A 22,902-nucleotide genomic window follows, 5' to 3' on the forward strand; every position below is an offset into this window, starting at 1 on the left:
GTTTTAATGATACTGGCAGACCGCGATAATACAATTAATATAAGAGCTATTACATCTCATAGGTCACGCGAATTAGCGTGAGTCTTATTTTTTCTAATCTTCCCCAAAACACTTATTATTGTGATGGTTACCCCACTAACTAATATCCAATATCCAGACAGAACAATAATCCCTATTAGTGCCATTGGAGCGTCATTTGCTTGAAAATCTGCTGACCACACCATAGCATCAAATATTGTTAGCGAAATTGGTGGAATAAAGAACAACAGGCTTAGCTTTAACCACACTTTTTTAATATGAATTAAGGCTAGCCCAAATAAAACTCCAATTATGGTTGGGATAAGAAAGTTCATAAAAACCTCAAGGACAAGGTACGTGTGTCAAACCGCGAATGCAAACGCCATATGCACATATTCGATATTGAACAGGCATAAGACAAATACCGCCGTTATATAGTTCTAATGGGAATATTTCACCTGATCCACCGTCCCCTGATCCGCTGTTTGTTGAGCCGGTACCGCTTACTACATTCAACTCACCTTTTTTATCTTTGCAGCTTGTACCTTTATTGGCACAATATGCATCTAACCCTATATCAGTATAAGCAACTGCTGCATGATAACTATAAGCAATTGCCATTAGCTGACCGAAAGCGATTGACTCTGGCACAGGAAAATCAATTGCAATGATTCTAGCTTCATATTGCGCAAGCCAACGCATATCGGTCAAAAACATCGAATCGCACCAAGACTTATTTCTGAATGACGCATAACAAATATCATGGTTATTGCATGCTCTAAGGAAAGGGTAATCAGGAATATAAGGGTAACTCCCATGGTTAGGGGTACCGCATCCGTTGGCAATTGAGCTTGATTGCGAGTTTAGGGTTCCATCTAGTTGACTGCGGCGCAGTTGCAAGGATTTACTCTCGGGTTGGAAAGTTAAGGTTGAGTTTTTTAACTCAGTAATAGATTGGTCTACGTACACTGCAAAAAATACAAGTATTTCATACTCCATTCTATCCAAATTTTCCAATCGAACAGGCTTAGATATGCCTTGGCTATCCTCTTCCCATATGATTCTTCTTGCATCAAAGTTCTTGAAATCTACAGCATATTTTTGTGCCTTTAGGCCAATTAAACAAAGCTCCTCGCCTCGATCAAATTCACAAAAAGTATAGTCATCAATGTTGTGAGATTCGTTGAACTCTTTATAAATTGCATAATCTTCATAGTCGCCAAACTCTTCTTTAAAAATTTCAGAGTCTATTAGTTTACCTAGAGATTGTGGCGCATAGCCAAGTAAGGTTGAGAACAGCATCAAAACAATGAGAGGATATTTCATTACACTTCCTTTTAGTTATATCCACTTAGGATTGGTATATCGTTAGCATAAAAAACTTCCAAATCATAGGTAATGTATCAATCTTTTTGCAGAGGGTTGTTTCTTACTCTAAAGAAGTAAATTAGTAAGATAACTGTTTCTTTTATGGGCTTGGCTGGGCATTTCAGTGATTTGCCTGAAATCCTCTTCACAACCGACTATATGAATTTCTGTCGCGGCTCTAGTAATGGCAATGTATAACCATGCTCTGTCTACAATACGCCCTTTTTGCAGAGCAATAATAACTCTAGGAAACTGAGAGCCTTGTGCTTTGTGGAGTGTTATCGCGTAACCCAACACCATGCAATCCAATAAAGATGGCGTTATTTCGATTTTCTCACCCGAATCGAGTGTGACTTCGCCGAAGCTGTGGCTCGATGATGAAACATTTGTCAATGTGCCAAGCGAACCATTTTGAATACCTCTGTCATAATGATTTTGGGTAAATAAGATGGCGTCATTAAGCCTAAGATTTTGAAAAAATTGTTCACCGTGCATTTCAAACTCAAGCCTGCTGCCATCAGAATTAACAGCCTCTTTTATTTGTTTGTTGATGTCTGCGACAAGTGCTTTGCTCGGAGCCATGACACGAGTATCAGCAGGTGATTGCTGATAAAGGTCACAACATACTTTCGCTATAGTGCTCCTTTTCGTTTCATGGAAATGGATCGCTCCGATGCTCAACTGTTCTGCGACGTTACCTTGGTTAACGAGCTTGAATATTCTGGAATGCCTGTTGAGCCATCCTGATGTTTCACAATATCCAGTTTGGTATAGTCAACAGCCTTTGAGCGGACAATATCATAAAGTACCTTACCGCAACCAAAAGGCGGCAACTGATCTGGATCTCCAGTAAAGACGAAACGTACTGAAGGATGCGTATGGTTTATTGGGCGGTACATGGTCGGTAGAGCAATCATGCTGGCCTCATCAATTACCAGATGGTGCTTTTGTTGCTCTGGTGTAGGTGCGATAGGCTCTCCACGCAACAGCTTGGCAATGGTTGAGGTCATACGGCCAATAGATTCATGCAACCTCATGGCAGCTCTTCCACTCAGCGCCACTGCGTGTATTTCAAACCCCATTCGATGAAATGCGTTAAGAGCTGTTCTAAGTACTGTCGTTTTGCCAGTATCAGCACCGCCAGTGATGCAGCTTACTGAATTGTCTAAACACATCGCCACAGCTTCACTTTGCTTTTTGGTCAAATCATAAGGCAAGTCAGACACCACAGAGCAATATGCAGAGTTTGCATTGTCGCCATACAAATCTTTTTGGCGCGCTAGAGCCTTAAGTCGCTTCGCTATTACATTTTCCATCAACAATTGTGCAGTTGGATGGTAGGTGCCAGAGTCTGAATTCAGGATGTATTGTGCTTTGCTGTCACCGATACCTTTGAAGTCACTTTCTTATGCAAGAAGATGAATTAGTTGCTCGCCTGTTTCGGGCAATCTGCATGCGACGCGTTGAGGTGATTCATAGGTATGCTGTTGCATGACATAATCATCACTCTCCATTTCTTCAATTACCCGTTTCCCCTTGACTAACCAATGTTGACCTTGCACTGGGTGTACTGGAATAGAGTCAGGATTAATTTTAATGGTGATGTAATATCTGCTGCTATTGGCTTTATAGGAGTTTTTCTTAAGCGGAACACCGCTGATTATCACCATACTGGGCGATTTATATGGAATGCTCGTTACACGCATTTGTTCTTCATGTACGGCTAAATTCATCGTGGCATGAATCCCATTTCTGATAAGGTTTCAGACAGCTCCCTAAATCGCTCCAGCTTACTCTCTAATTCTTTAACCTTGGCTTTCAGAGCAATGTTTTCAACCTCTAAGGCAGACGCACGTTTCGATACGAGCATCTTATGGCTAGTAGTGTTGTCATATTGTTTTGGGTTATCAGCATTCATCTTTGCGGATTCGGTCAGGGGCGGCAGGACACGCCTCTCACGCAAGTTGTCCTCAAGCGTCTTAAGCGTTCTTCTGAGTGCAGGATTTTGGTTGAGTGCAAATTTAACCCGTTTTAGCTTCATCTACGCTTTCCAAGTTTAACCACCAGTTGTTTTAATTTAACATTTTCACATTACACCAAGTATAAAATAAATTGGACTTCACAAGCTGTCACGTATAAAAATAAAAACCCACTAAATTAGCGGGCTTCGTTAGTTTTTCGTGTTTATTTTAACACTTTAAATTATTGCAACTGCTAAGAAGTGGAGTCAATGGTCTTAAAAATTGAGCTCTATACCTATAGAAGGAAAGACCTCTAGACCTTTTTCTGCGGTTAAAGGTACATTAGTCAAACTTTCAGAACCATTTGGAGAGTAATAGTAACCAGATACATTATCACCAGCCAAAGCATTTAAAAGCGCAAATGTTATCGAGCCATCTAGGCCAAAGGGTAAGTTAGAATACTTTGCTTGTAAGTCTAAGCGAACATAGTTTGGCAGAGTTTCGCTGTTAAGCTCTCCATAGTTTGGTAAAAAATTATCTGGAAAATTTGGATTGACTCTCAACCCAACGATAGGAGTATACTTCGCACCTGCTCTTGCCGTAAATCGCGCTCCGAACTCCCAATAATCAGAATATTCGTAATTAGTGACAATATTCACTACCCAAGGTGTATCTAGCCAATATGGAGTGGTTTGTTTACTCAGCTCATCGGTACGTTCACTCTTCGCGTAGCTAAAACTGGCCCAAGCATACCATCCATTTTGCTTTTGCCGTTCGATTAGCAGTTCTGCACCATAGGACTCCCCACTAACATCATTTGTATAATTTAAGCTTGGAGTCTGACTAAGCTCGTCAGTGGCACGAGGTAAATCATCTAACTGCTTAAAATAAACTTCAAATTTAGTTGACCATAAATTGTTCCACTGCGTTTCGGTACCGGCAGAATAATGATTTGATAAAAAAGGTTTTAAATTTGGATTGCCTATTGTCGGTAAGATTTGTCCACTATTTGGAAAGCGCGAGTAGACTCCTCCTTTTGCGAAAATTGTATTTGAGTTACTTAACATCCAAGACAGGCTAATACGTGGATGAATAAAAGACTTATCGGTGTAGCTGTCTTTTTCAAATCTCGTACCAATTTCAACCAACGCCTTTTTTGACAAATGCCAACTATCAACTAGGTACACGCCGATTACGTCAATATCTATCGCATCGTCTCCTTGAACCCTATCACCTCTTTGACTTTCACAATCAGAGGTAATTTCTGTGCAAGTATAATTGATAATATCATAGGTATATTCAAACCTATTGATTTGAGCGTCCGCTCCAATCATTATAGTGTGATTAGGCACTATATCGCTTGTTACGCTAGCTCTAAAATTATTTTGTGTGTTTTTACCATGTGTAAATTGCCCAGCACCAAAATTGTTTCTGTCTGTTGTAATGACTTGGTTAAAGCCTAGAGATGAGAAGCTTTTATTGCCAAAGTGCTCATAAATAAACGACTGTGAATGTGTAGACGACTTGACTCGTTCATTACCTACAAGGTCAGGGTTTATTCTTCCATCTTCTGAAAGCTCAGATATATTAGCGCCTCCTTTATCACTTGCACCTAGGGCAGCTATTGTCAATTTTTGATTTTTTCCAATCTGCCATTGGTACTTCATTTGATAGTCATCACTTATTGGTGCATCAATAATAGTAATACCATCACTTTCTTCTGTCCCTTCAGATAGAAACAAATGAATAAGTGAGCGCCGATAACTAGCATAAAAAGCATGGTCTTCAGCTAAACTTCCTTCAGCAAAGATACCTGTTTTGATAAGGCTGGCATCTAATGTGAATTTAATGTCTTGTTGCCGAGGATCTCTTAATTTCACATCAAAGACACCTCCTGTGGCTCCGCCATATTGTGCGCCAAATGAAGAGGCATGAAAGTTAAAATCCTGTACAATATTCTTGTTAAAGATGCTGTCTCCAAATAGGTGATATATATAACCTGTAGGCATCCCATCGATAAAAAAAGCGTTGTCCTGCGGCGAAGAACCACGCACCGCAGGCGCACCACCTTCGTCACCGCCAGCATATAAAACACCTGGTAAAGAAAATACCGCAGCTAATGGATCACCATCGATACCAGCTATATTTAAGAGTTTAACTGTTTCTTCACTTGGTTCAGAATTAAGCTTGTTACGTTGCCCCTTTACGGTAAGTATTTCCAGCTCATTTTCGTTAGTAGCATTGCTCACGGCAATTGACTGATTTGATATTAGTAACGAAATAAGCATCGACGCTTTGGCGATGAGGATTCTTTTATTATGCATTATTTTCCCTTAAATATTGACTTAACAAGAGGGGTAAAATTTAGCAAATCAAATAATTTAACTCTGTTGTTGAATTGTTCGTTATTGAGGAGAGTTTCTTACACTTTCTAAACAAAGACGAAATCGTTTCATGTTGTTACTAGCGCAAATCTGGAAATTACAAGATATAGACTTAGCTAGTTGAGAGTGCGATAGGAATTGCTTTGAAGCTATTTCTAAAACGGCGAGGAAAGCTAATTTAAATGTCAACGGAATTAAAATAATGACACTTTATTTATTGAAAAAAACATAATCAAAAAGAAACTCGGTGACAAATTGAGAATCAAATGTTACATCTTAAATTGAAACAATATTTCTTCGTAATTAGGCAAAGAAAATGGACTTTCAATTTAATCTCTTTATGGCCTCAGCAAGAAGTCCAAGTATAAATCTGCTATTTGTTTAGGCTTATCTAGCATTGGAATGTGCCCAGAATTATTAAGAATTTCACGTTGTGAATTGGGTAACGCTTCATGTAATAAATCTGCTCCGCTTACATGAAAAATACGGTCTTCTTGACACCAAAGTATAAGTGTCGGGAGCTCTAAAGTAGGTGCCAAATCAAGCAATTTTGGTGTACTTACAAAACTATTTGCTGCTAACCAAATTTGTTTATTATGATCGACGGTTTTTAATTCCTGTTTCATCCAAGTTCTTAATATTGGCGACGGAATAGCGGGTGTTTTGGGAAAAAGCCATTGATTGCGGATTTCAAATTCTTTTTCAGACTCAACTAAAAGTGGATATTGCCCATTTGCAATAGCAACTTGCATATCACTTTGAATTAATGAGTCCACACCGAGAGGACTACCAATAAATGTTAGTGATCTGAGTAAATCTGGTCTAGTTGCCGCCATTAAAGCTGCAACAGCTGCGCCCATTGAGTTCGCACCAAAATGAGCAGATTCGATTTCTAGTGCATCCAAGACAATCAATAAGTTCTGCTTCTGATGAGACAGTAGATAGTGTTCAAAACCGAGTTGCTTGTTATCACCGAAACCAGGTAAATCCAACGCGATTACCCTAAAATAAGGAGTAAGCTCACGAGCCAAATCAACCCAGTGCTCTTTCCTAGCAAATATACCGTGTAAAAGAACAATAGTTTCTGTATGCACACCTTTCTTGCCTCCTTCCAAGTAATGAATATTCCCTAAAGGCGTTTTCATGGACTTGGAAGATAATCCAGCAGAAGTGTTGTTCAATAAAAGTAAGAATCTACTCATAGTTTGGGGGATAGCAAACCATGAGTAAATAAAGAACAGAAAAAATAATATACAAAAAAAAATAATAGTGTATCGCTTCATTTTGGTTTACTCACTTATCTGTAACAGTCTTAAAGACACCAATATCCAGCGGATATAAAGTGTCCTTGAATTCAGTTGAAATTTAGATGAACGTTATTTTGTAATGGCGAATGCGCTAGTTTAAATAGTTACAATAAAGAAACAGATTTCATATTCGTGTTACTTTGACGTAGATTCACTACCTTCCTATTGATATCACTTCAGATCTGTAAAAAGCATCAGCTTCTATATCGTCCTCAGTAAATTAGACCATTTTGTAATTCACGCTTTCTATCAAAACTGCTAGGTCAAAATAATGAGAAGAATCAGGGTTATTTGACTGACTGTAAGTTGAAACACGCTTAGTATTTATTCCTTGAATATTAAATTTAGCAACAAGAATAAATCCGCTTCCAACATCTAATGCATACCAGTCTCAAGAGAGCCCGCTATACACAATGGAAACGTTGGGCACGGGAGTCAATAGGTAAATTAAGCCAGTCGAAGCAACAGACCAAGTATGAGTCCATGCAAATAGGCTATTGAAACCGAAAAATGTGGTCAAAAGCATGGTGCAAATCCCCCACACACATCGATCTTGCCCGGTATTATTAGGTGAGCTTCGTAACATGCGTACCGCCCGCGGTGAGAGCGATGAATATTTGATAAAATCATACCGTTACCACTTATTGACATTTTTTCCAAGTACCCAACCGTTAGTATCTTTCATGGATTCCGCAAGGCTCATTTTCTTGACCTTTGGTTTTTCGCGAGATTCAATAACAACAATTATCTCTAACTACCCTCGAAAATACTGTAAGGAAAAGTTTAGCAAATGTTTGAAAATGTAATTGCAACAATACCTTCGCGCTATCAAAAATATCTAAGCTGAAACAGACAATAAAAAGCCATCATTGCGATGGCTTAAATATTTTGATTAGTAATAAACGAAAGGAAATGCTTAATACTGAGCGTTACCTGGCGTGCGAGGGAATGGAATTACGTCCCTTACATTTTGCATACCGGTTACATAGGCAACTAAACGTTCGAAACCTAAGCCAAAGCCAGAGTGGGGGACTGAGCCGTAGCGTCTTAAGTCGCGATACCAGCTGTAGTCTTCTTTGTCTAAGCCCATTTCCTCAAGTCTTTGGTCAAATACATCAAGGCGTTCTTCACGTTGTGAACCGCCGATGATTTCGCCGATACCCGGTGCAAGCACGTCCATCGCGGCAACGGTTTTATTATCGTCGTTAATGCGCATATAAAAGGCTTTGATGTCTTTAGGGTAGTTTTGCATGATAATAGGCGCACCGACGTGTTCTTCAGCGAGATATCGCTCGTGCTCTGAAGATAAATCCACGCCCCATTCAACAGGGAATTCGAATTTCTTACCGCTTTTTTGCAAGATATCAATGGCATCAGTGTAGTCCATACGAACAAAAGGAGAGTCGATCACTGACTTCATTCTGGTAACGACTTCTTTATTCACGCGTTGCTCAAAAAATGCCATATCATCTGGACGCTCAGCTAAAACAGCTTTGAAAACGTACTTAAGCATGTCTTCAGCAAGTTGTGCGACATCTGATAACTCAGCAAACGCTACTTCAGGTTCGATCATCCAAAATTCAGCTAAATGACGGCTTGTATTTGAGTTTTCTGCTCTGAACGTAGGGCCAAAGGTATAAACTTTGGACATCGCTGTACAGTATGTTTCTACATTTAATTGACCTGAAACCGTTAAAAACGTCTCTTTGCCGAAAAAGTCTTCTTTGTAGTCTACGTTACCTTTTTCATCTCTGGGGATGTTCATCATATCAAGCGTAGATACACGGAACATTTCACCGGCACCCTCAGTGTCTGAGGCTGTTAGGATGGGCGTGCTGATCCAGAAGTAACCTTGTTCATGGAAAAACCTGTGAATCGCTTGCGACAGGCAGTTTCTAACCCTTGTCACTGCACCGATAATATTGGTGCGTGGACGAAGATGCGCATGTTCTCGAAGATACTCAATCGAATGACGTTTCGCCGCCATCGGGTATGTATCGGGGTTTTCAACCCAACCCAAAACCTTAATGCTGTCAGCTTCAATCTCTAATGATTGCCCTTTACCTTCAGACGCTTTTAGCGTGCCCAATACTTCTAAAGAACAGCTGGTGGTGAGTTTGGTCACTTCGTCATAATTTTCTAAAGTATTAAGAGCAACAACTTGAATTGGGTCGAAGCAACTTCCATCGTGCAATGCCACGAAAGAAAGACCTGCTTTAGAATCTCGTTTGGTTCTTACCCAACCCTTTAAGGTGACTTGTGCACCCACATCATGTTTTCCAGCCAAAACGTCGGCGACTGGTGTATATGACATATTGTTCTCCATTGTAAAATTATTGCGTGCGAAAACTAGCTATTTGGCTTATTGATTTAATCACTGTATTTGCACGGATTTTGTATTGGTGTTCTGTTAATATCTACTGAACTAACTCGTAGTGTGCCAAGTATACTTATATAGGCGCTAGATACCATTACTCAACGCGAATATGCAGCAAAATTCAGAAAAAAACTTAGATTTAGGTCCAACTCGACAAAGCACAATGACGAATATCGAGCGTCGGTTGAAAAAGCGAGCGCAGGATCCTTTTTTTCGTATTGTTGTAATTCTTAACTTATCGGCCTGGTTGTCATTATTTATTGCCCTAGTGTTGTTTCATTTTGCAAGGCCGGAGTTTATTTCTGGGGTTCAGAAATATTGGGGAATTGAAGGGCGCATCTATTGGTCTAAAGAGCATGTTTCCAGTCTGTTGACGATGCTCCAAATCTGTTTGGGTCTTGGATTGGCATCCACGCTTATGAGAAGCAGGCGAAATAGAAGAAAAACCGATAATTTTGGCGTGAACCTATTTATCTTACTTGCGATATCATTTCTTAGTCTAGTCACGTTGTACACATCTATTGTCGAGTGAAAACAAGGGCTTACACCTCTTTCTTAAACTGTCTTCAAACTGCGACACTCTTGATTTTTCTATTTGGCGCTCGCTGCACAATGGTTGTAGAGGGTCGTATTTCTATATATGTTTTACGTGTTGCCAATATGCGACATTATTTATTTTTTAATTCCTTAAGTATTTGAATTTAAAGGTTTATTTATTTGGCTTGGTTTTTGATATACCACGTTGAGCAACAGCAAACGGGGTACTTATTATGACAATGTCGAATATAAAAAAAATGATAATCGTGGCAGGCGCAATTATGCTCGTTCAAGGCCTACTGGCAGCCACCATTGTGTATGCAGAACAGCAAGTAGTGGATGATTTAGATATCGACCAAGACGGATTTTTATCGCTTCGTGAAGCAGCGGTCAGTCGCTATTTATTGGAAAACTTCAATAAGATCGATTTGAATGAAGATGGTCTTATAAGCAAAGAAGAGTTTTCGTTTATGTTACGCAGCCACGCCTAGGATTGCTTTGTTGAAGTCGAATAATGCTTGTGTCATTCTGACCAAAGTCATCTTGGATGCTTGAGTCAGAATTGAAAATACGTTCGTTACGTCAATTGATACTGGGAAGTTTTTTACTTGCCCTTATTCCTTTATTTGTGCTGCTTTGGTTGAGTCAAAGTGATATCGCGAAATTGCGAGCATATACTGAGAAAAATACCGACTTTTTCGTCAACACGTCTGGCAGTATGCAAACGCTTGGACGTATCGCACTGGATATTGAAAGGTTAACACTTCAGCATTTTGTTCTTCCCAATGACACTTTAAAACAACTAAACGATCAAACTATTTCATTATTTAAAGAAAGATTGGCAATTTTGTGCATGCATAACATCGATTCTTATGCATGTGCTAGTTTAATTGAGCAATTAGATCAGTTGGGAAATTATTCGCATATGTCTGAGCGAAGTATCGTTGATGCTCAATTAGCTAGCTTTAAAAGCGCCATGGAAACACTGCGAGGTGATGTAGATAAGCAAATTGATCAAGCGGTGATCGAGCAGCAAATGTCGATGTCATATATGCAAAAGAGGCAAGCCTGGTTAACAGCAGTGTTGACTTTTGTTTCGCTTCTCCTAATTTTGTTTGCTGCACAACTGATTGTTAAGCCCGTTAAAAAGTTGAAAGACATTATTCAAGCAATTGCAAACAACGATAATCGCCTGCCAGCAAAGTCTTCTAACTCTCCTAAAGAGTTGTTAACCGTTGAGCGCGACTTATATAACCTACACAATCGTATACAACAATTAGAAAAAGTGAGAATGGCATTGTTACGCCATGCATCTCATGAATTGAAAACGCCCCTTGCTAGCATGAAAGAAGGCTGCGCTTTATTGAGTGATCATGCCTTAGGTGATTTGAACAGTGCTCAAACTGAAGTATTAGGTTTGGTAAATAAATCAACTGAGCGCTTAGAAACACTGATAATTAAATTACTAGATTACAATAGCCTTTTACAACAAGCTGAACCAGTTTACGTTCAAATCGATGTAAGTCAGGTGTTTGATGAGGCAATCCGAGACAACCGCTTAGCCTTGAGTCAAAGTAATCGAGTCGTTGACATAGACATACAGCTAAGTGAAAGCTCAATCGTCAGCGATGCTGAACTGTTTAGACGCATAATCGATAATCTTTTGTCGAATGCCATCGCACATGGTCGTGAGAATACACCGATCAAAATAACAATCAGCCAAAATAATCACAATACATTCTTAGAAGTTTCAAACCAAGGCTCTCCTATTTCAGAAGATGATAGAGCAACAATATTTGAACCTTTTAAAAGAGGGCATAGTGAACGAAATGATCGCGTGATTGGTGCAGGTTTAGGGCTGTCTATTGTCAGTGATTGTGCGAGTCTTTTAGGGGGAGATGTCACTATTATGGAAGTTGAAGGTGCAGATGTGTGTTTTAGAGTGAAACTTAAAAGAAGAGAAAATTTATGAGAGCAACCCTTTTGAGTAAAAGCCTGTTAATAGTGTTTTTATTACAACTATTGAGTGCTTGTAATTTATTAGAGCAAAATAAAGTCCCTGCACCAGTGGTGAGTGCGGGTGAGCTCTGTGAATCTGAGCTAACGAGTATTGAATTTGGTGATTTTTGTCAAGTTAATCATTGGCATAATGAATTAATTGAATATAGCGAAATTTCTTGGCCAGAACGAAACACTAAAATCAAATCCTTAAGCGACAAACCTGTCGACTTACTTCAGAAAGTACTTTTGTCTCACGGAAACGATACACCCTATGCTAGTCGGCTGCGCGCCCAGTCTTGGATTTCGACACTCCAAACACTATCGGATAAGACCATGACTCAACTGCTAGATATTTTGTTTTATCAAGCTAACCAACAACTCCTAGAATTGGAATCTGCGATTACAATATTAAGTCGAGTCAACTCGCGACAATCAAAAGCCATCGAAAATCAAGAAGCGTTACTAGCTGAAAAAGAAAACATCATAAACACCCAGCAGAGACAAGTTGAACAATTGCTAAATATCGAAGCTTCATTGGTGAACAAAGAGCGAGAGGAACAATAATATGGGCGCGGTAACACTACAAAAACCTGAAAAGTCTATACACAACACACAGTATCATATTTTGCTGGTAGATGATGATGACAGCTTATTGCGGCTAGTGACGCTTCGTTTAGAGTCTCAAGGTTACAAGGTTAGTGCAGCAAGCAGCGCCAACCAAGCTTTGCGTTTAATGTACAATGCGCAATTTGATTTGATCTTAAGTGATATTCGCATGCCCGGAATGGATGGGCTTGCATTTTTTGATGAAGTGATGAACAGATATGACGGTATTCCTCTCATTCTCATGACTGCCCACGGCACAATCCAAGATGCGGTGCTTGCGACACAAAAGGGCGTCTTTGGTTTTTTGACAAAACCATTAGATCACGACAAGCTAAACAAGTTAATTGAGCGTGCAATTGAGAGTAACCAAAAGATAGAATCAGGCGAATGGTCAAGCGCAATTGTAACGCGCTCACCTGAGATGCTGCGTTTGCTTAATCAAGCCCATCGCATCGCTTCAAAAAACGTAAATGTGTTGATTAATGGAGCAAGTGGAACTGGAAAAGAGTTGTTTGCCAGTGCCATTCATAAGGCCAGTCCTAGATCTGATAAGCCTTTTGTCACCATTAACTGTGCATCAATTCCAGAAAATTTACTTGAATCTGAATTGTTTGGGCATACAAAAGGTGCCTTTACTGGCGCTATTCAGTCTAATTTGGGTCTCTTCAGACAAGCAGATGGTGGCACACTGTTTTTAGATGAAATAGGGGATATGCCGCTTTCATTGCAAGCTAAAGTCTTAAGGGCTATTCAAGAGCAGGTAGTTCGCCCTGTTGGGTCAACTTCGGACGTTAAAGTTGATGTACGTATCATATCTGCTACTCATAAAGACTTGAAAAAAGAGATGGTAGATAAAACATTCAGAGAGGACTTGTATTACCGCTTAAATGTTGTGAATTTAAAATTACCACGTCTAAAAGAACGTTTTGAAGATGTGCCTTTATTAGCAGATCATCTATTGAACGTCAGCGCCAATAAACACCAAGTCAATGTCAGCCACTTTTCTGATGATGCTTTAAATCTTCTTTCAACCTTTGATTGGCCCGGTAATGTGAGACAACTGTTTAATGTTGTTGAACAGTGTGTTGCGCTTACTTCTACACCTATTATCTCTAAAAATTTAGTGGAAGAGGCCTTAGCTGAGCAGTCAAAAACATGGCCGACATTGACAGAAGCCAGAGACGATTTTGAACATCAATATTTAAGTCGAATCTTAAAGGCCACGGACGGAAACGTAACGAGAGCTTCAGAGATCGCAGGAAGGAATCGAACAGACTTACACAAATTAATGAAAAAGCACGGCTTAATTGCGGCTGAGTTTAGAAATAATAATGTCAGTTGATAAGCGACTTTCGAGGTGAGTCTAAGACTGTCCTTAGCCTCACCTTTTATGAATTATTTTGAAGCGCGACGAATTCCGAACATACATAAAGCTAAACAGCATAGTAGTGTATTTTGAGGAGCAGAAACACGGGTCACAACCACATCTAAAAGCGATAAGCTGTCGTCGTCGCCATCCACCCAAATCATGAAATTAGTGCCCGTGAATGACATTTCAAAGGCATCCAAAATAATAAAGCCAATCTCATCAAATGGACTGAATAATTCAACATCAAATAGCGTTTGTGTTAGGACTAATGAACCGTCTGAAGCAAAATCTACCATTGAAATGTTAATATCATCCTCGCCTTCGGTAATAAAATCAAAGGATATACCAAATAACGACACTTCTTTATTGAACTGAAGTAAAAAACCTTCGTCGGGATCTTCACTATAATCAGATGAAGAACCACCATCAATGAATGGACTATCTTCAAGATGTGAAAATAAACCTAATCCTCGATCAGCATAAAAAATACCATTTTCATCAGTGAGAACTTGTTGCCAAGGTTCAAGTTCTTCCTGTTCCGAGTTGTGGCTAGTTGTCCATGCTGATATCGATAACAATAAATCTTGCTCTATGAAGTCAAGTTCGTGTGAAATCGTCGGTTCGTCGTCATTTACAAAATCGAATATATACTGAATTGAAGCAAATGAATTGAAGCTCAACAACGCACACGCCAGTACACCATATTTACGCAAATTTAAACGCATAGCCTTATCTCCCTATTGTTTGCTCAATGATAATTAAACAATGTGCAAATAATGTGGATTTGTTGATTGAATATTAGACTTGTTGTTTAGCTAAAAATATCGTTTTTATTCTAAGAGAGGCTGTAAGATAATTTCTTCTAAGCTGACGATATCACCAACACTTGGTGCTTTGATTTCGATAGGCTCAAAAGCGGTAAAACCCAATTCAGACAATTGATCCTCGCCAATTGTCAGACGATAGATACCTGGCGGAACTTGACTGAAGAAGAAATAACCATCACCTTCGGTTGAACTTTGATACTGTTTATTTGATTCAATATGGGTAAGTTCAAGTTCTAAACCAAAAATACCATTTGTTTTTTCGCTTCCTGCTTTATAAAAAACGATACTGCCTTCAATATCATTGACGGGTGCAAGTGCGAAAGACACTCGGGCTTGGCCGCCAGGATGCACATTGACTATTTTCGTATCCATTGAAGGGGCTAAGAATGGATCTTGTAATGAGGTTTCGTCAATACCAATTGATTGATAGTCGGATTGAGTGAATAACTCAATTCGCCCGTTTGCCTTCGTTTCTTTTCCTTTCCAATTGGGCCTTCCTGAAAATTCAATATTTTGCAGTAATGCTTCTTCTTCAGATCGAATGCCATTGCGGTCAGCATCGATAAATGCTTCCGCTAATATTCGTCGACTAGTGGTGCCTTTAGCTTGTGTGAAATTCAACTCACGCGTATTCTGATTCTGGTAAAAGCTGCCAGATACACCTAAGCGAATACTCCATACGCCTTGGTTGTTGACACTGCCGCCAAACTGGAAATTAAAGCGCGGGGAGCGCCAATTAACTTGATGTCTCAATTCAAATATTTCCTTGGCTTGGTTTGAGTAGTCGAAAGTCGTTTCGTTATAAACACCGTGCAGGTTAGGCCAGCGTAAATTCGCTGTGTATTTTCTAATGCTCTGTTTTTCAAAGGGTTGCCAAGCTAGGCTCTGACGCAACTGCCAAGCACCGAAAAAAGCGGAATAAAAAAAACGATGATTGATTTGTTCAGAATTCTTTATTGACGAATATGATAGGCTATTTGAGTAGGTACCAAATGCAAGGTTTTGACTCTGTTGTATCGATATGGAGCGATGTCGTTCACCATCATTAAAGTCTTTTTGCGTGGCACTCACATTAAAGCTTGTAGTGAAGGGGTATTGCAATCTACCGTTAACTCTTAATTTAAATTCAGTGTTGAGATCTTGCTGTTGATCATAAATTTCACTTTGGATATCCTTTATCTTTCTTACGCTTAGATTGCCTGTAAAGTCTTCACTTATACTGGCGTTTAAACCCGCAAACCAAGCGCTTCCAGCGTGTAAATTGTCGGCATATTTAAAACGAAATACGCTATTAGTGTTTGAGTAATCGATTGCATAAGCAAACAAATTTTTGTGTTGTCCATTGAGTAACTTGGTTGCGTGAGACTCGGCACTTAGTGTTAACTGATCGCTCAGACCATAGCGAGCGACGCCTGCTATGCGCTTGTCGAAGTCTCGCGCGTGATGGCTGCCATTGATCAAGCTTTCGCTGGCATTGATCGCGCTGAATTGATAATCGAAACGACCGCGTTCTTGCTGTCCGTCGCCAACCCTTACAATTTTTGTACGGGTACGCTTTTGTCCCTCTGGACCGAATAATGATATCGAAAACGAATTAACACCAAAAAAGGTTGGGACATCATCAAATACAATCTGATTGTTCTCATTTACCAATTCTTCGCGCAAAAACTCACCATTTCTGAATAATAGTGCTCTCCAACCAGGAAGAGCCGTTTCTTCAATTCTAATATTTGAAAAATTACTGCGCTGATTTTGTGAGTAGCTGTAAAGGTTGACTCCTATACCTTGCTTGGTTTCAAACAATAGCTCATCACCTTGTAGGCTAATATCACCTAGTTCAAGCTTATTGGCCCTGTCCTCAAGTGTTTGAATGTTACCCATTTTGATATTTTGAGCATCGTCAAAGAGAATATTGCGACTGAACTTAATAAATTGGTCCGTATTGGCGCTAGTGTGATTGACTCGATATTCACCTGATAATCCCAAAATATCTGAATAGATGTTTGAAGAGAGTCGAATATTGTTTTTATTTAAATGATTTTGACTCGCCACAATATTGTAATTAACAATAGGCGAAGAGAATAGACGATAATTTGTCCTGACGATGGGATAATCTTTTATTTCTATTTCGTTGAAAAAGGCCTCTCGTGAAGTACTTATATTGGCTAAGCCCAAATTTTCATATTGGCTTGTAAAGTTCATTTGCTGCAATTCGACATTAAACTCGGCACTGCCACGTATAAAAGCAGCGACTAAATTAACGTCAATATAAGTACCGTAATCATCTTCTGCCCAGACAAAATTCGACTCTGAACTTTCATCATTAAGGTTGACTTCAAAATTACACAAACCCGCATCCGCACTTGCTTTTGCATCTGACTGCAATGTGTTAGTGACTGCTTGATACTGCCATGAAAGGCCAAAATGCTTACCGATTTCAGTCACAGGGATTAAGTGGGTATTTTTATATCGATAAACATCGATACTTTCTGCGACGGGACGGTTATTGATTCTAAGAACAGCAATGAAATAGTCGTCATCACTCACAATAACTTGTTTAGGATCGACGATATCTTCGCAAGAATCTGCAAATACGGGATGAAACAAAAACGCTAAAAGAAGACTAAAAAAGCGCAACTTCTTTAGTCTTAAATTTGGAATCAAAACAATTAGAGCGTAATGCTAGCTTCAGCTTCTTCGCGACCGCCAAATGAAGAGACTTCTTGATATTTCACAATCAAATCTCCTGAAGGTACTTGGTTGAGCGGAATCAGTACTTTACGTTGAGATAGAGGCGTATACACCGCCACACCATTGAGCAATCCCATTACATCGCCACGCTTGTCGACGACAGTGTAATTGCCATAAAGTGATCGGTTCCCATCGAGTGTTTGAGTCAATTCTATATGAGGGTGTTGGTCAAGCATTACCAGTCTTGAGTTTTGTAGCTCAGTACTTGCTTTAGTATCACCGTGTCGCATGATGACTGGCATGTTGTACGCCAACGTCGGTTTTAGAGTAACGTCTTCTGGCTTTTCTGTTGCGATTGACGTCGCAATTGACAAAACGGCTCGATACTCACCTACTTCTAAGTCTCTAGGACGGCGCAATGAAAAACGAATAACTTGCTTTCCGCCCGCAGGTACTACCCCTCGTTTTGGTGAAAAACGCAGCATTTTAGCCGCTAACTCATCTTTCGATTCTTGGGGAGCTGCGACTTTTATTATTTGACCTTGCTCGGTCATCTTAACGAAGTGGATTGAGGTTTTGTATTCCATCGCATTGCCGCCTGTATTGCGCAGTTGTACAGCGTTTGCTCGATCATTTGGGCCAAAATAAATGCGATTTTGAGATAGCGTTATATTTGCAAAAGTGTGAACGCTAAAGCAGAAAGTAAAAAGGGCAACTAATACTCTGTTCATGATAATAAGTTCTCAACATGGTATTTTATTATTTTCAAACAAGGAAATCGGATGACGTCAAAAACATCATCCGATGAGGCGTTAAAACACTTTTGTTGTTATTGGAAAGTGACGTCAACAACATAGTCAGCTGTATAAGCTTGACCAGCGGTCAAGTCACTATCAACTGTCATTGTTCCGTATACATTAATAGCCAAGTCATCACCAGAGCCGTTTGTAGTCACAGCAGTTGTAGTGTTGTCTGATACTGCGTTGTGAGTGCCTGTTGCGTTTTGAATATCAACGGTTGATACAAACGTAACGTTTGAACCGCTACTACCGTTAACTGTTACATCTACGGCAGTATTAGCAAGCAAGCCCGATACAGTAACAACACCTAATGCAATGTTTGCGTTTGATGCATCACAAGCACCCGTGACGGCACCAGCATTATCCATTGTACAAACAGAACCCGATGCAGTTTGCATTGCACCAAAGTGAAGTGGCGTTGTGTTTGTAATAGTCGCATCAGATACAGCGTTTACAGTTGCTTGGAAGGTTTCAGATGCAGCGAAGCTGAAAGTAGAAACAGAAACTAAAGCAGCGATTGATAGTATTTTGAAATTTTTCATGTGTATTTATCCTTAAATTAAATTCTTGGTTTTCCCCGTAAGTTCAAACATTCCAACACGGTGAAGAGTGTTTGACCTTTCGGTTGAGACGCATTTAATCAAAAGAAATCGGCTGAAGCGGTATAAATTGAAATACCTTTGTATCGAGGGTAAAAAATATTAGAAATCAGTAACCTATGAAAAAGTACTAGTAATGTACTAGATTGATTCTACTTAAGTATAGAAAGTACTAGCGGTGAGAATAGTTAGCAGTTCGATTAAAACATAACCAATTCATTGGGTTACCTATGCTCTGCAAAAAGCAAGAAAACTTTAGGTATTTTTTGTGCAACAAATGCTTAGTTGTTAAATGTTTTTTAAACTAATTTCACAAAAAACATAAAACTTAAACTTTGGTCGAAAGCTTAACAAATACAAACAGTGATTGGCTATACAAAAGTCTAAAAAAGCTGAATCCTAGTAAATATGTGTATTTATTTGCGACTGGAAATAATTGAATTTGAATACTATTGTGGACGTGACGAAAGCTTCATGAGTGGTCATGAACCCACGTCTGCCGAATTTATACCGGCACTACATGAGCTCATAAACCACAGCTAGCTAATATTGTAATTAAAAGTAAACATGAGTTTGAAAAAAAACAAAGTCACTCGTTCTGCTTGGTTGTTGTGGAATACCCTCAGAGCTTCTTACTCCACTGCGTAATTGAAGGTTAGAAATCGGCGCATACTCAACAACAATAGAGTAACGTGTCTCTTCGTTGTTTGAAATGTCGCGATCCGGGTCGTAATATTCCCCAGTTAATTTAAGGTTTAAACCCTTCATTACCTCATAATTTGCCTCAATCAAACTGACAAACTCTTCTATGTCTTCGTCAGCATCTTGTGATGTTTGGATAATATTTGCTTCGGCTAATAAGGCCAACTTCTTCCATGACCACCCGCCATAGACGTTCAAAAAGCGTTGTTCGTTTCTATCGGCACTATTTACCACAATCGTGGAACCTATCCTGGCAGCGTCAAAGAGTCGCTCAAACTTAGCGCCATACAGAAAATTGTCATCATTGTTTGCTACTGAGCTAGTGCCGTTAGTGACAAAAAAGTTGATGATAGTTTTATCATACTCAAGGCCAAGCTCAATACCATTGTCACTGCTGTCAAAATTAAAGCCCGTTACCTGGCGCACAAAAGATGTATCATCTTCAAGTCTCCACCCATACGGGACATACATTTTCCCAGCTTTCACATAGTGATTTCCGGAAAACTTGTACATGACGAAAGCTTCACGATTTATAGCTGCACCCGGCGCAATTTGTTGGTCAATATAAAAGGTGAACTTTGAGTCTTTGGGTTGCAGAGTTACATAAACCTGAGCTGAATCTACTCTAAAAGTAGATGAATTTGTATCCGCATTATCGCGGGATGCTTGCGCGTTATATCGAAAGTTACCTCCTACACTCAAATAATCTGTTAACTTTCCAATATCTGCATTTGTCATATTCGACATGCTCTTGGGTAGTTGAATATGTCCATAAACATTACCAAATTTTGTTCTTTGGCCACCACCTAGTGGATTAATATGACATGCACTGCATTTTGCACCAGTTTTTACCGCTAAATATGGTTCAGCTACGGCATTTTTTGCAATAAACAATAGTCCGCTAATCGTTAATGCGAAACATAAATTAATGAGATATTTCATGAATCAAAGCTCCTCCTTGAAATCCGTCCATATCGCCATCTAGCACATATCCGCTTTCACTGGTGATAGAGGATAAGGACGGTTGATTAATTGTTAAAGTGAGTAGAGTAGGGAGTTTGTCGAGCTGGCTAAATTTTACGCTGAGCGTTTTTTTATCTAGCCATACAAATGATTTGTTCGCCAGAACGATAGTGTTATCTTCAGGGTTTACCAACTGAGCGCTCGAGGCATCAAATGTAGATGTCTGCATTGCTTGACTAAATGAAATGTTGGCGATTATCTGTCCAGCATCAATTTTGTCTATACTAACTCCAGCGGTGACTTGCGTTGAATCTAGGGGCGCACCGTCGTTAATCCATTGCTTTATAGTGTCTTGAGTTTCTTGATCTAAGGGGGTAAGCCCTAACGGCATTTGGTTTCCAGCAATTGGAGCTCCTGAAATTTTTAAGTATAAGAAACTGTTGTCAGCATCCCCTGGAAGAACTCGTTTAAAAGTCGGGTTGGTTGCCGAATCAACCTCAATCAAGTTGATCCGTGAGGTTTCAAGGTCGTCTAAGCCGAGCCCAAGTGGCGCATTGCTTCCAGCATGACACTGAACACATACTGGCGTAAAAACCTTTTCTTGAATAGACGCTAATGTGGGTTTGATACTACCATCATCAGGCTCATCAGGCTCATCAGGCTCATCAGGCTCATCAGGCTCATCAGGTGGTGTTTCGGTAGGAGGATCAGCGGGTGTTACAGGCTGGTTAGGGTCAATGGGCTGGCCATTGTTATCGAGTCCATCTCCATCGCCCGCACTACATCCTGCTAGGGTAAGTGCTGTCAATAATACGCTCAGCAAACGTTTGTGAGTTTTCATGTGTATTCCCTTGGGATTAAGTAACAATATCTACATTGATGGTTTGTACCTTCAATAACCAAGGTTACGCCGGCGTTTGATTGAAAGTTGCAAGCTACTATGGATTGTTAGAGGGAAAATCTGCAGTTTAGGCCGAACGAAACGGGTGAGGCCTTATTTTTTCTGGTACGCACTAACTGGTCTGAGCTTTAAAAAATCAGTTAAATTTGTAAAATACTAAGTGAAGCGAAACAGTTTCTTGTGGACACAGAGACAGATAAGTTGCTAAGCAAAGCAAGCATTCAATATTGAAATTATCCTGTACGATAATCGCGAGAAGGACTATGTTAAGACAATTACATGGAGTACATGTTCTTGCTACCCCTTGATGTATATTAGTTTGCAGATAGTTGTTTGCGATATTGACCAGGAGTAAGCCCCGTAAACTCCTTGAAGACTCTTGTAAACGGAGCAGCTGATGAAAAGCCACTTTCTATGCCAACAACGAGTACTGACCAATCCTGCTTGTCAGGGGCACTCAAAATACTTTTAGCGTGCTCAACACGCATTTGATTAATATAATGATTGAAGTTTTTGGCGCTAAAATGGTTTTGCATAATGGTGCGAATACGATACTCAGGAACGTCTAACTCGCGAGCAATACCAGCAACGCGTAAATTAGGTTCTAAAAAACGCTTATCTTCAATTAAGAGCGTCTGTATGTGTTCGGCAAGGTTGGTCTCCTCTTGAGTCACTGAGTTCGATTCTCTTAGCTTTTTTCCAATTTGAAATTGTCGAAAGTGAATGAGTACATGTGAAATTGATAGTATCAATGTGTAAGCGAACACTACGAGCCAATCGCGCCCAACTCCTTCTGATAAATCCCTTGGAAGTGCTGCCGCAATTAACATAACACTGACGATGCCCGTGATTAGAGAAGACAAGTAAACAATTGATATCTTACGCAGAATTGCCGTTGCATGTTTTAAAACTCGGTAGCCCTCCCAAAAAGCGAGAATGAGCATACCTGAAGATAAAATAGTGATTGCTTCGGATAAGATCGTGTTAGTCACTGTCAGCCATTCTGTATTGGCTAACCACATCTTTTCAGCAAAACGTAACAAATGCCTCAGCACTAAGAGTGCGCCGAGTAGGCCAACGAACAATAGGTGGTGCTGATTAATCGCATTGGATTTTCTGAAAAATGTACGTGCAAATAACCAGTAGCCGCTGCAAGTAGCGAAGCCAAATATACCTATTAGATGATGGTATGGTGAGCAGTACTCAGCAGAGAATACATAAGCCATATGCATTGAAGATGATGCGCAAAAAAATGCAAAGGCTAAATGCAGATCATGCTTATCTCGACGTTTAAAATGAATAATGGCGAGCCCAATACACAAAAAAACAACCATTAATTGCAAAATCTTAAGCAGTTCCAATACGCATCTCCTTTCCACTTGTGAGTAATATTACATTAGTTCTGTTTATTTTCGATCTGAACGTTCGATTTTGTTTTTTCGTGGATCAAATTTGAAATTTGAACCTATTTCAACATCTGGTAGTGGCAGT

The 22,902-nt window shown here is 39.7% G+C and carries 20 protein-coding genes and 1 pseudogene; 5 read left to right on the plus strand and 16 right to left on the minus strand.

Going from position 1 to position 22,902, the window contains the following annotated elements:
* Positions 1 to 56: 56 nt before the first annotated feature.
* The 9 genes and pseudogenes from KUL10_RS12530 to asnS all read right to left on the minus strand — a co-directional run bounded on the left by KUL10_RS12530 (position 57) and on the right by asnS (position 9,352).
* Positions 57 to 353 carry a hypothetical protein gene (locus tag KUL10_RS12530; protein WP_110429290.1) on the minus strand — a complete coding sequence of 99 codons (297 nt, stop codon included), beginning with the start codon at positions 351 to 353 and terminating at the stop codon, positions 57 to 59.
* Between the two features lie 7 nt (positions 354 to 360).
* A complete protein-coding gene (locus KUL10_RS12535; protein WP_110429291.1) occupies positions 361 to 1,344 on the minus strand; it encodes a hypothetical protein in 984 nt (327 codons plus the stop codon).
* Positions 1,345 to 1,452: 108 nt separating this feature from the next.
* On the minus strand, positions 1,453 to 2,067 hold the full coding sequence (locus tag KUL10_RS18830) for an ATP-dependent RecD-like DNA helicase (protein WP_233499811.1): 615 nt from the start codon (positions 2,065 to 2,067) through the stop codon (positions 1,453 to 1,455).
* Positions 2,064 to 2,702 carry an AAA family ATPase gene (locus KUL10_RS18835; RefSeq protein ID WP_233499812.1) on the minus strand — a complete coding sequence of 213 codons (639 nt, stop codon included), beginning with the start codon at positions 2,700 to 2,702 and terminating at the stop codon, positions 2,064 to 2,066. The genes KUL10_RS18830 and KUL10_RS18835 overlap by 4 nt, the downstream gene beginning before the upstream one ends.
* Before the next feature lie 90 nt (positions 2,703 to 2,792).
* The gene (locus tag KUL10_RS18840; protein WP_233499813.1) at positions 2,793 to 3,119 is read right to left on the minus strand and encodes a hypothetical protein; all 327 of its coding nucleotides are present in this window, start codon (positions 3,117 to 3,119) and stop codon (positions 2,793 to 2,795) included.
* Positions 3,116 to 3,409 (minus strand): annotated as a pseudogene (locus KUL10_RS12545) (VPA1267 family protein); the annotation flags it as partial. The pseudogene KUL10_RS12545 and the gene KUL10_RS18840, both read right to left, overlap by 4 nt.
* Positions 3,410 to 3,622: 213 nt before the next feature.
* The gene (locus KUL10_RS12550; RefSeq protein WP_110429293.1) at positions 3,623 to 5,671 is read right to left on the minus strand and encodes a TonB-dependent siderophore receptor; all 2,049 of its coding nucleotides are present in this window, start codon (positions 5,669 to 5,671) and stop codon (positions 3,623 to 3,625) included.
* A gap of 398 nt (positions 5,672 to 6,069) precedes the next feature.
* Positions 6,070 to 6,825 (minus strand): alpha/beta fold hydrolase, encoded by a 756-nt coding sequence (locus KUL10_RS12555; protein ID WP_233499814.1) that lies wholly within the window; start codon positions 6,823 to 6,825, stop codon positions 6,070 to 6,072.
* 1,129 nt (positions 6,826 to 7,954) lie between these two features.
* On the minus strand, positions 7,955 to 9,352 hold the full coding sequence (gene asnS, locus KUL10_RS12560; RefSeq protein ID WP_110429295.1) for an asparagine--tRNA ligase: 1,398 nt from the start codon (positions 9,350 to 9,352) through the stop codon (positions 7,955 to 7,957).
* A gap of 172 nt (positions 9,353 to 9,524) precedes the next feature.
* Here asnS and KUL10_RS18845 point away from each other — a divergent pair, with 172 nt between their 5' ends.
* The 5 genes from KUL10_RS18845 to KUL10_RS12585 all read left to right on the plus strand — a co-directional run bounded on the left by KUL10_RS18845 (position 9,525) and on the right by KUL10_RS12585 (position 13,901).
* On the plus strand, positions 9,525 to 9,947 hold the full coding sequence (locus tag KUL10_RS18845) for a hypothetical protein (RefSeq protein WP_233499815.1): 423 nt from the start codon (positions 9,525 to 9,527) through the stop codon (positions 9,945 to 9,947).
* Positions 9,948 to 10,185: 238 nt separating this feature from the next.
* Positions 10,186 to 10,443 carry a calcium-binding protein gene (locus KUL10_RS12570; RefSeq protein WP_233499816.1) on the plus strand — a complete coding sequence of 86 codons (258 nt, stop codon included), beginning with the start codon at positions 10,186 to 10,188 and terminating at the stop codon, positions 10,441 to 10,443.
* A 56-nt stretch (positions 10,444 to 10,499) separates the two neighbouring features.
* The gene (locus KUL10_RS12575) at positions 10,500 to 11,924 is read left to right on the plus strand and encodes a sensor histidine kinase KdpD (protein ID WP_110429296.1); all 1,425 of its coding nucleotides are present in this window, start codon (positions 10,500 to 10,502) and stop codon (positions 11,922 to 11,924) included.
* Complete coding sequence (locus KUL10_RS12580; protein WP_110429297.1) at positions 11,921 to 12,517, plus strand: hypothetical protein; 597 nt, start codon at positions 11,921 to 11,923, stop codon at positions 12,515 to 12,517. Before KUL10_RS12575 ends, KUL10_RS12580 begins: the two co-directional genes overlap by 4 nt.
* A 1-nt stretch (position 12,518) precedes the next feature.
* A complete protein-coding gene (locus tag KUL10_RS12585; protein WP_110429298.1) occupies positions 12,519 to 13,901 on the plus strand; it encodes a sigma 54-interacting transcriptional regulator in 1,383 nt (460 codons plus the stop codon).
* Positions 13,902 to 13,954: 53 nt separating this feature from the next.
* Here the strand turns inward: KUL10_RS12585 and KUL10_RS12590 are convergent, their stop codons facing one another.
* From KUL10_RS12590 to KUL10_RS12625, 7 genes are all read right to left on the minus strand, one after another.
* Positions 13,955 to 14,653 carry a hypothetical protein gene (locus tag KUL10_RS12590; RefSeq protein WP_110429299.1) on the minus strand — a complete coding sequence of 233 codons (699 nt, stop codon included), beginning with the start codon at positions 14,651 to 14,653 and terminating at the stop codon, positions 13,955 to 13,957.
* 105 nt (positions 14,654 to 14,758) lie between these two features.
* Complete coding sequence (locus KUL10_RS12595; protein ID WP_110429300.1) at positions 14,759 to 17,392, minus strand: carboxypeptidase-like regulatory domain-containing protein; 2,634 nt, start codon at positions 17,390 to 17,392, stop codon at positions 14,759 to 14,761.
* A gap of 32 nt (positions 17,393 to 17,424) precedes the next feature.
* Entirely contained in the window at positions 17,425 to 18,177 is a 753-nt protein-coding gene (locus tag KUL10_RS12600; RefSeq protein ID WP_110429301.1) for a molecular chaperone, read from the minus strand.
* A gap of 98 nt (positions 18,178 to 18,275) precedes the next feature.
* The gene (locus KUL10_RS12605) at positions 18,276 to 18,788 is read right to left on the minus strand and encodes a hypothetical protein (protein WP_110429302.1); all 513 of its coding nucleotides are present in this window, start codon (positions 18,786 to 18,788) and stop codon (positions 18,276 to 18,278) included.
* Between the two features lie 612 nt (positions 18,789 to 19,400).
* The gene (locus KUL10_RS12610) at positions 19,401 to 20,489 is read right to left on the minus strand and encodes a hypothetical protein (RefSeq protein ID WP_110429303.1); all 1,089 of its coding nucleotides are present in this window, start codon (positions 20,487 to 20,489) and stop codon (positions 19,401 to 19,403) included.
* On the minus strand, positions 20,473 to 21,351 hold the full coding sequence (locus tag KUL10_RS18725) for a hypothetical protein (RefSeq protein ID WP_199509234.1): 879 nt from the start codon (positions 21,349 to 21,351) through the stop codon (positions 20,473 to 20,475). Before KUL10_RS18725 ends, KUL10_RS12610 begins: the two co-directional genes overlap by 17 nt.
* A gap of 374 nt (positions 21,352 to 21,725) precedes the next feature.
* A complete protein-coding gene (locus KUL10_RS12625; RefSeq protein WP_110429306.1) occupies positions 21,726 to 22,772 on the minus strand; it encodes an AraC family transcriptional regulator in 1,047 nt (348 codons plus the stop codon).
* Positions 22,773 to 22,902 lie beyond the last annotated feature (130 nt).

It is taken from the genome of Glaciecola sp. KUL10 (assembly GCF_003203515.1).
Classification (GTDB): Bacteria; Pseudomonadota; Gammaproteobacteria; order Enterobacterales; family Alteromonadaceae; genus Glaciecola.

Coding starts and splice junctions, on each gene's coding strand:
- KUL10_RS12570 (WP_233499816.1), top strand. CDS start 10,186: ATGACAATGTCGAATATAAAAAAAATGATAATCGTGGCAGGCGCAATT.
- KUL10_RS12590 (WP_110429299.1), bottom strand. CDS start 14,653: ATGCGTTTAAATTTGCGTAAATATGGTGTACTGGCGTGTGCGTTGTTG.
- KUL10_RS18845 (WP_233499815.1), top strand. CDS start 9,525: ATGCAGCAAAATTCAGAAAAAAACTTAGATTTAGGTCCAACTCGACAA.
- KUL10_RS12575 (WP_110429296.1), top strand. CDS start 10,500: ATGCTTGAGTCAGAATTGAAAATACGTTCGTTACGTCAATTGATACTG.
- KUL10_RS12530 (WP_110429290.1), bottom strand. CDS start 353: ATGAACTTTCTTATCCCAACCATAATTGGAGTTTTATTTGGGCTAGCC.
- KUL10_RS18840 (WP_233499813.1), bottom strand. CDS start 3,119: ATGAATTTAGCCGTACATGAAGAACAAATGCGTGTAACGAGCATTCCA.
- KUL10_RS12585 (WP_110429298.1), top strand. CDS start 12,519: ATGGGCGCGGTAACACTACAAAAACCTGAAAAGTCTATACACAACACA.
- KUL10_RS12610 (WP_110429303.1), bottom strand. CDS start 20,489: ATGAAATATCTCATTAATTTATGTTTCGCATTAACGATTAGCGGACTA.
- KUL10_RS12550 (WP_110429293.1), bottom strand. CDS start 5,671: ATGCATAATAAAAGAATCCTCATCGCCAAAGCGTCGATGCTTATTTCG.
- KUL10_RS18835 (WP_233499812.1), bottom strand. CDS start 2,702: ATGGAAAATGTAATAGCGAAGCGACTTAAGGCTCTAGCGCGCCAAAAA.
- KUL10_RS18725 (WP_199509234.1), bottom strand. CDS start 21,351: ATGAAAACTCACAAACGTTTGCTGAGCGTATTATTGACAGCACTTACC.
- KUL10_RS12580 (WP_110429297.1), top strand. CDS start 11,921: ATGAGAGCAACCCTTTTGAGTAAAAGCCTGTTAATAGTGTTTTTATTA.
- KUL10_RS12600 (WP_110429301.1), bottom strand. CDS start 18,177: ATGAACAGAGTATTAGTTGCCCTTTTTACTTTCTGCTTTAGCGTTCAC.
- KUL10_RS12605 (WP_110429302.1), bottom strand. CDS start 18,788: ATGAAAAATTTCAAAATACTATCAATCGCTGCTTTAGTTTCTGTTTCT.
- KUL10_RS12535 (WP_110429291.1), bottom strand. CDS start 1,344: ATGAAATATCCTCTCATTGTTTTGATGCTGTTCTCAACCTTACTTGGC.
- asnS (WP_110429295.1), bottom strand. CDS start 9,352: ATGTCATATACACCAGTCGCCGACGTTTTGGCTGGAAAACATGATGTG.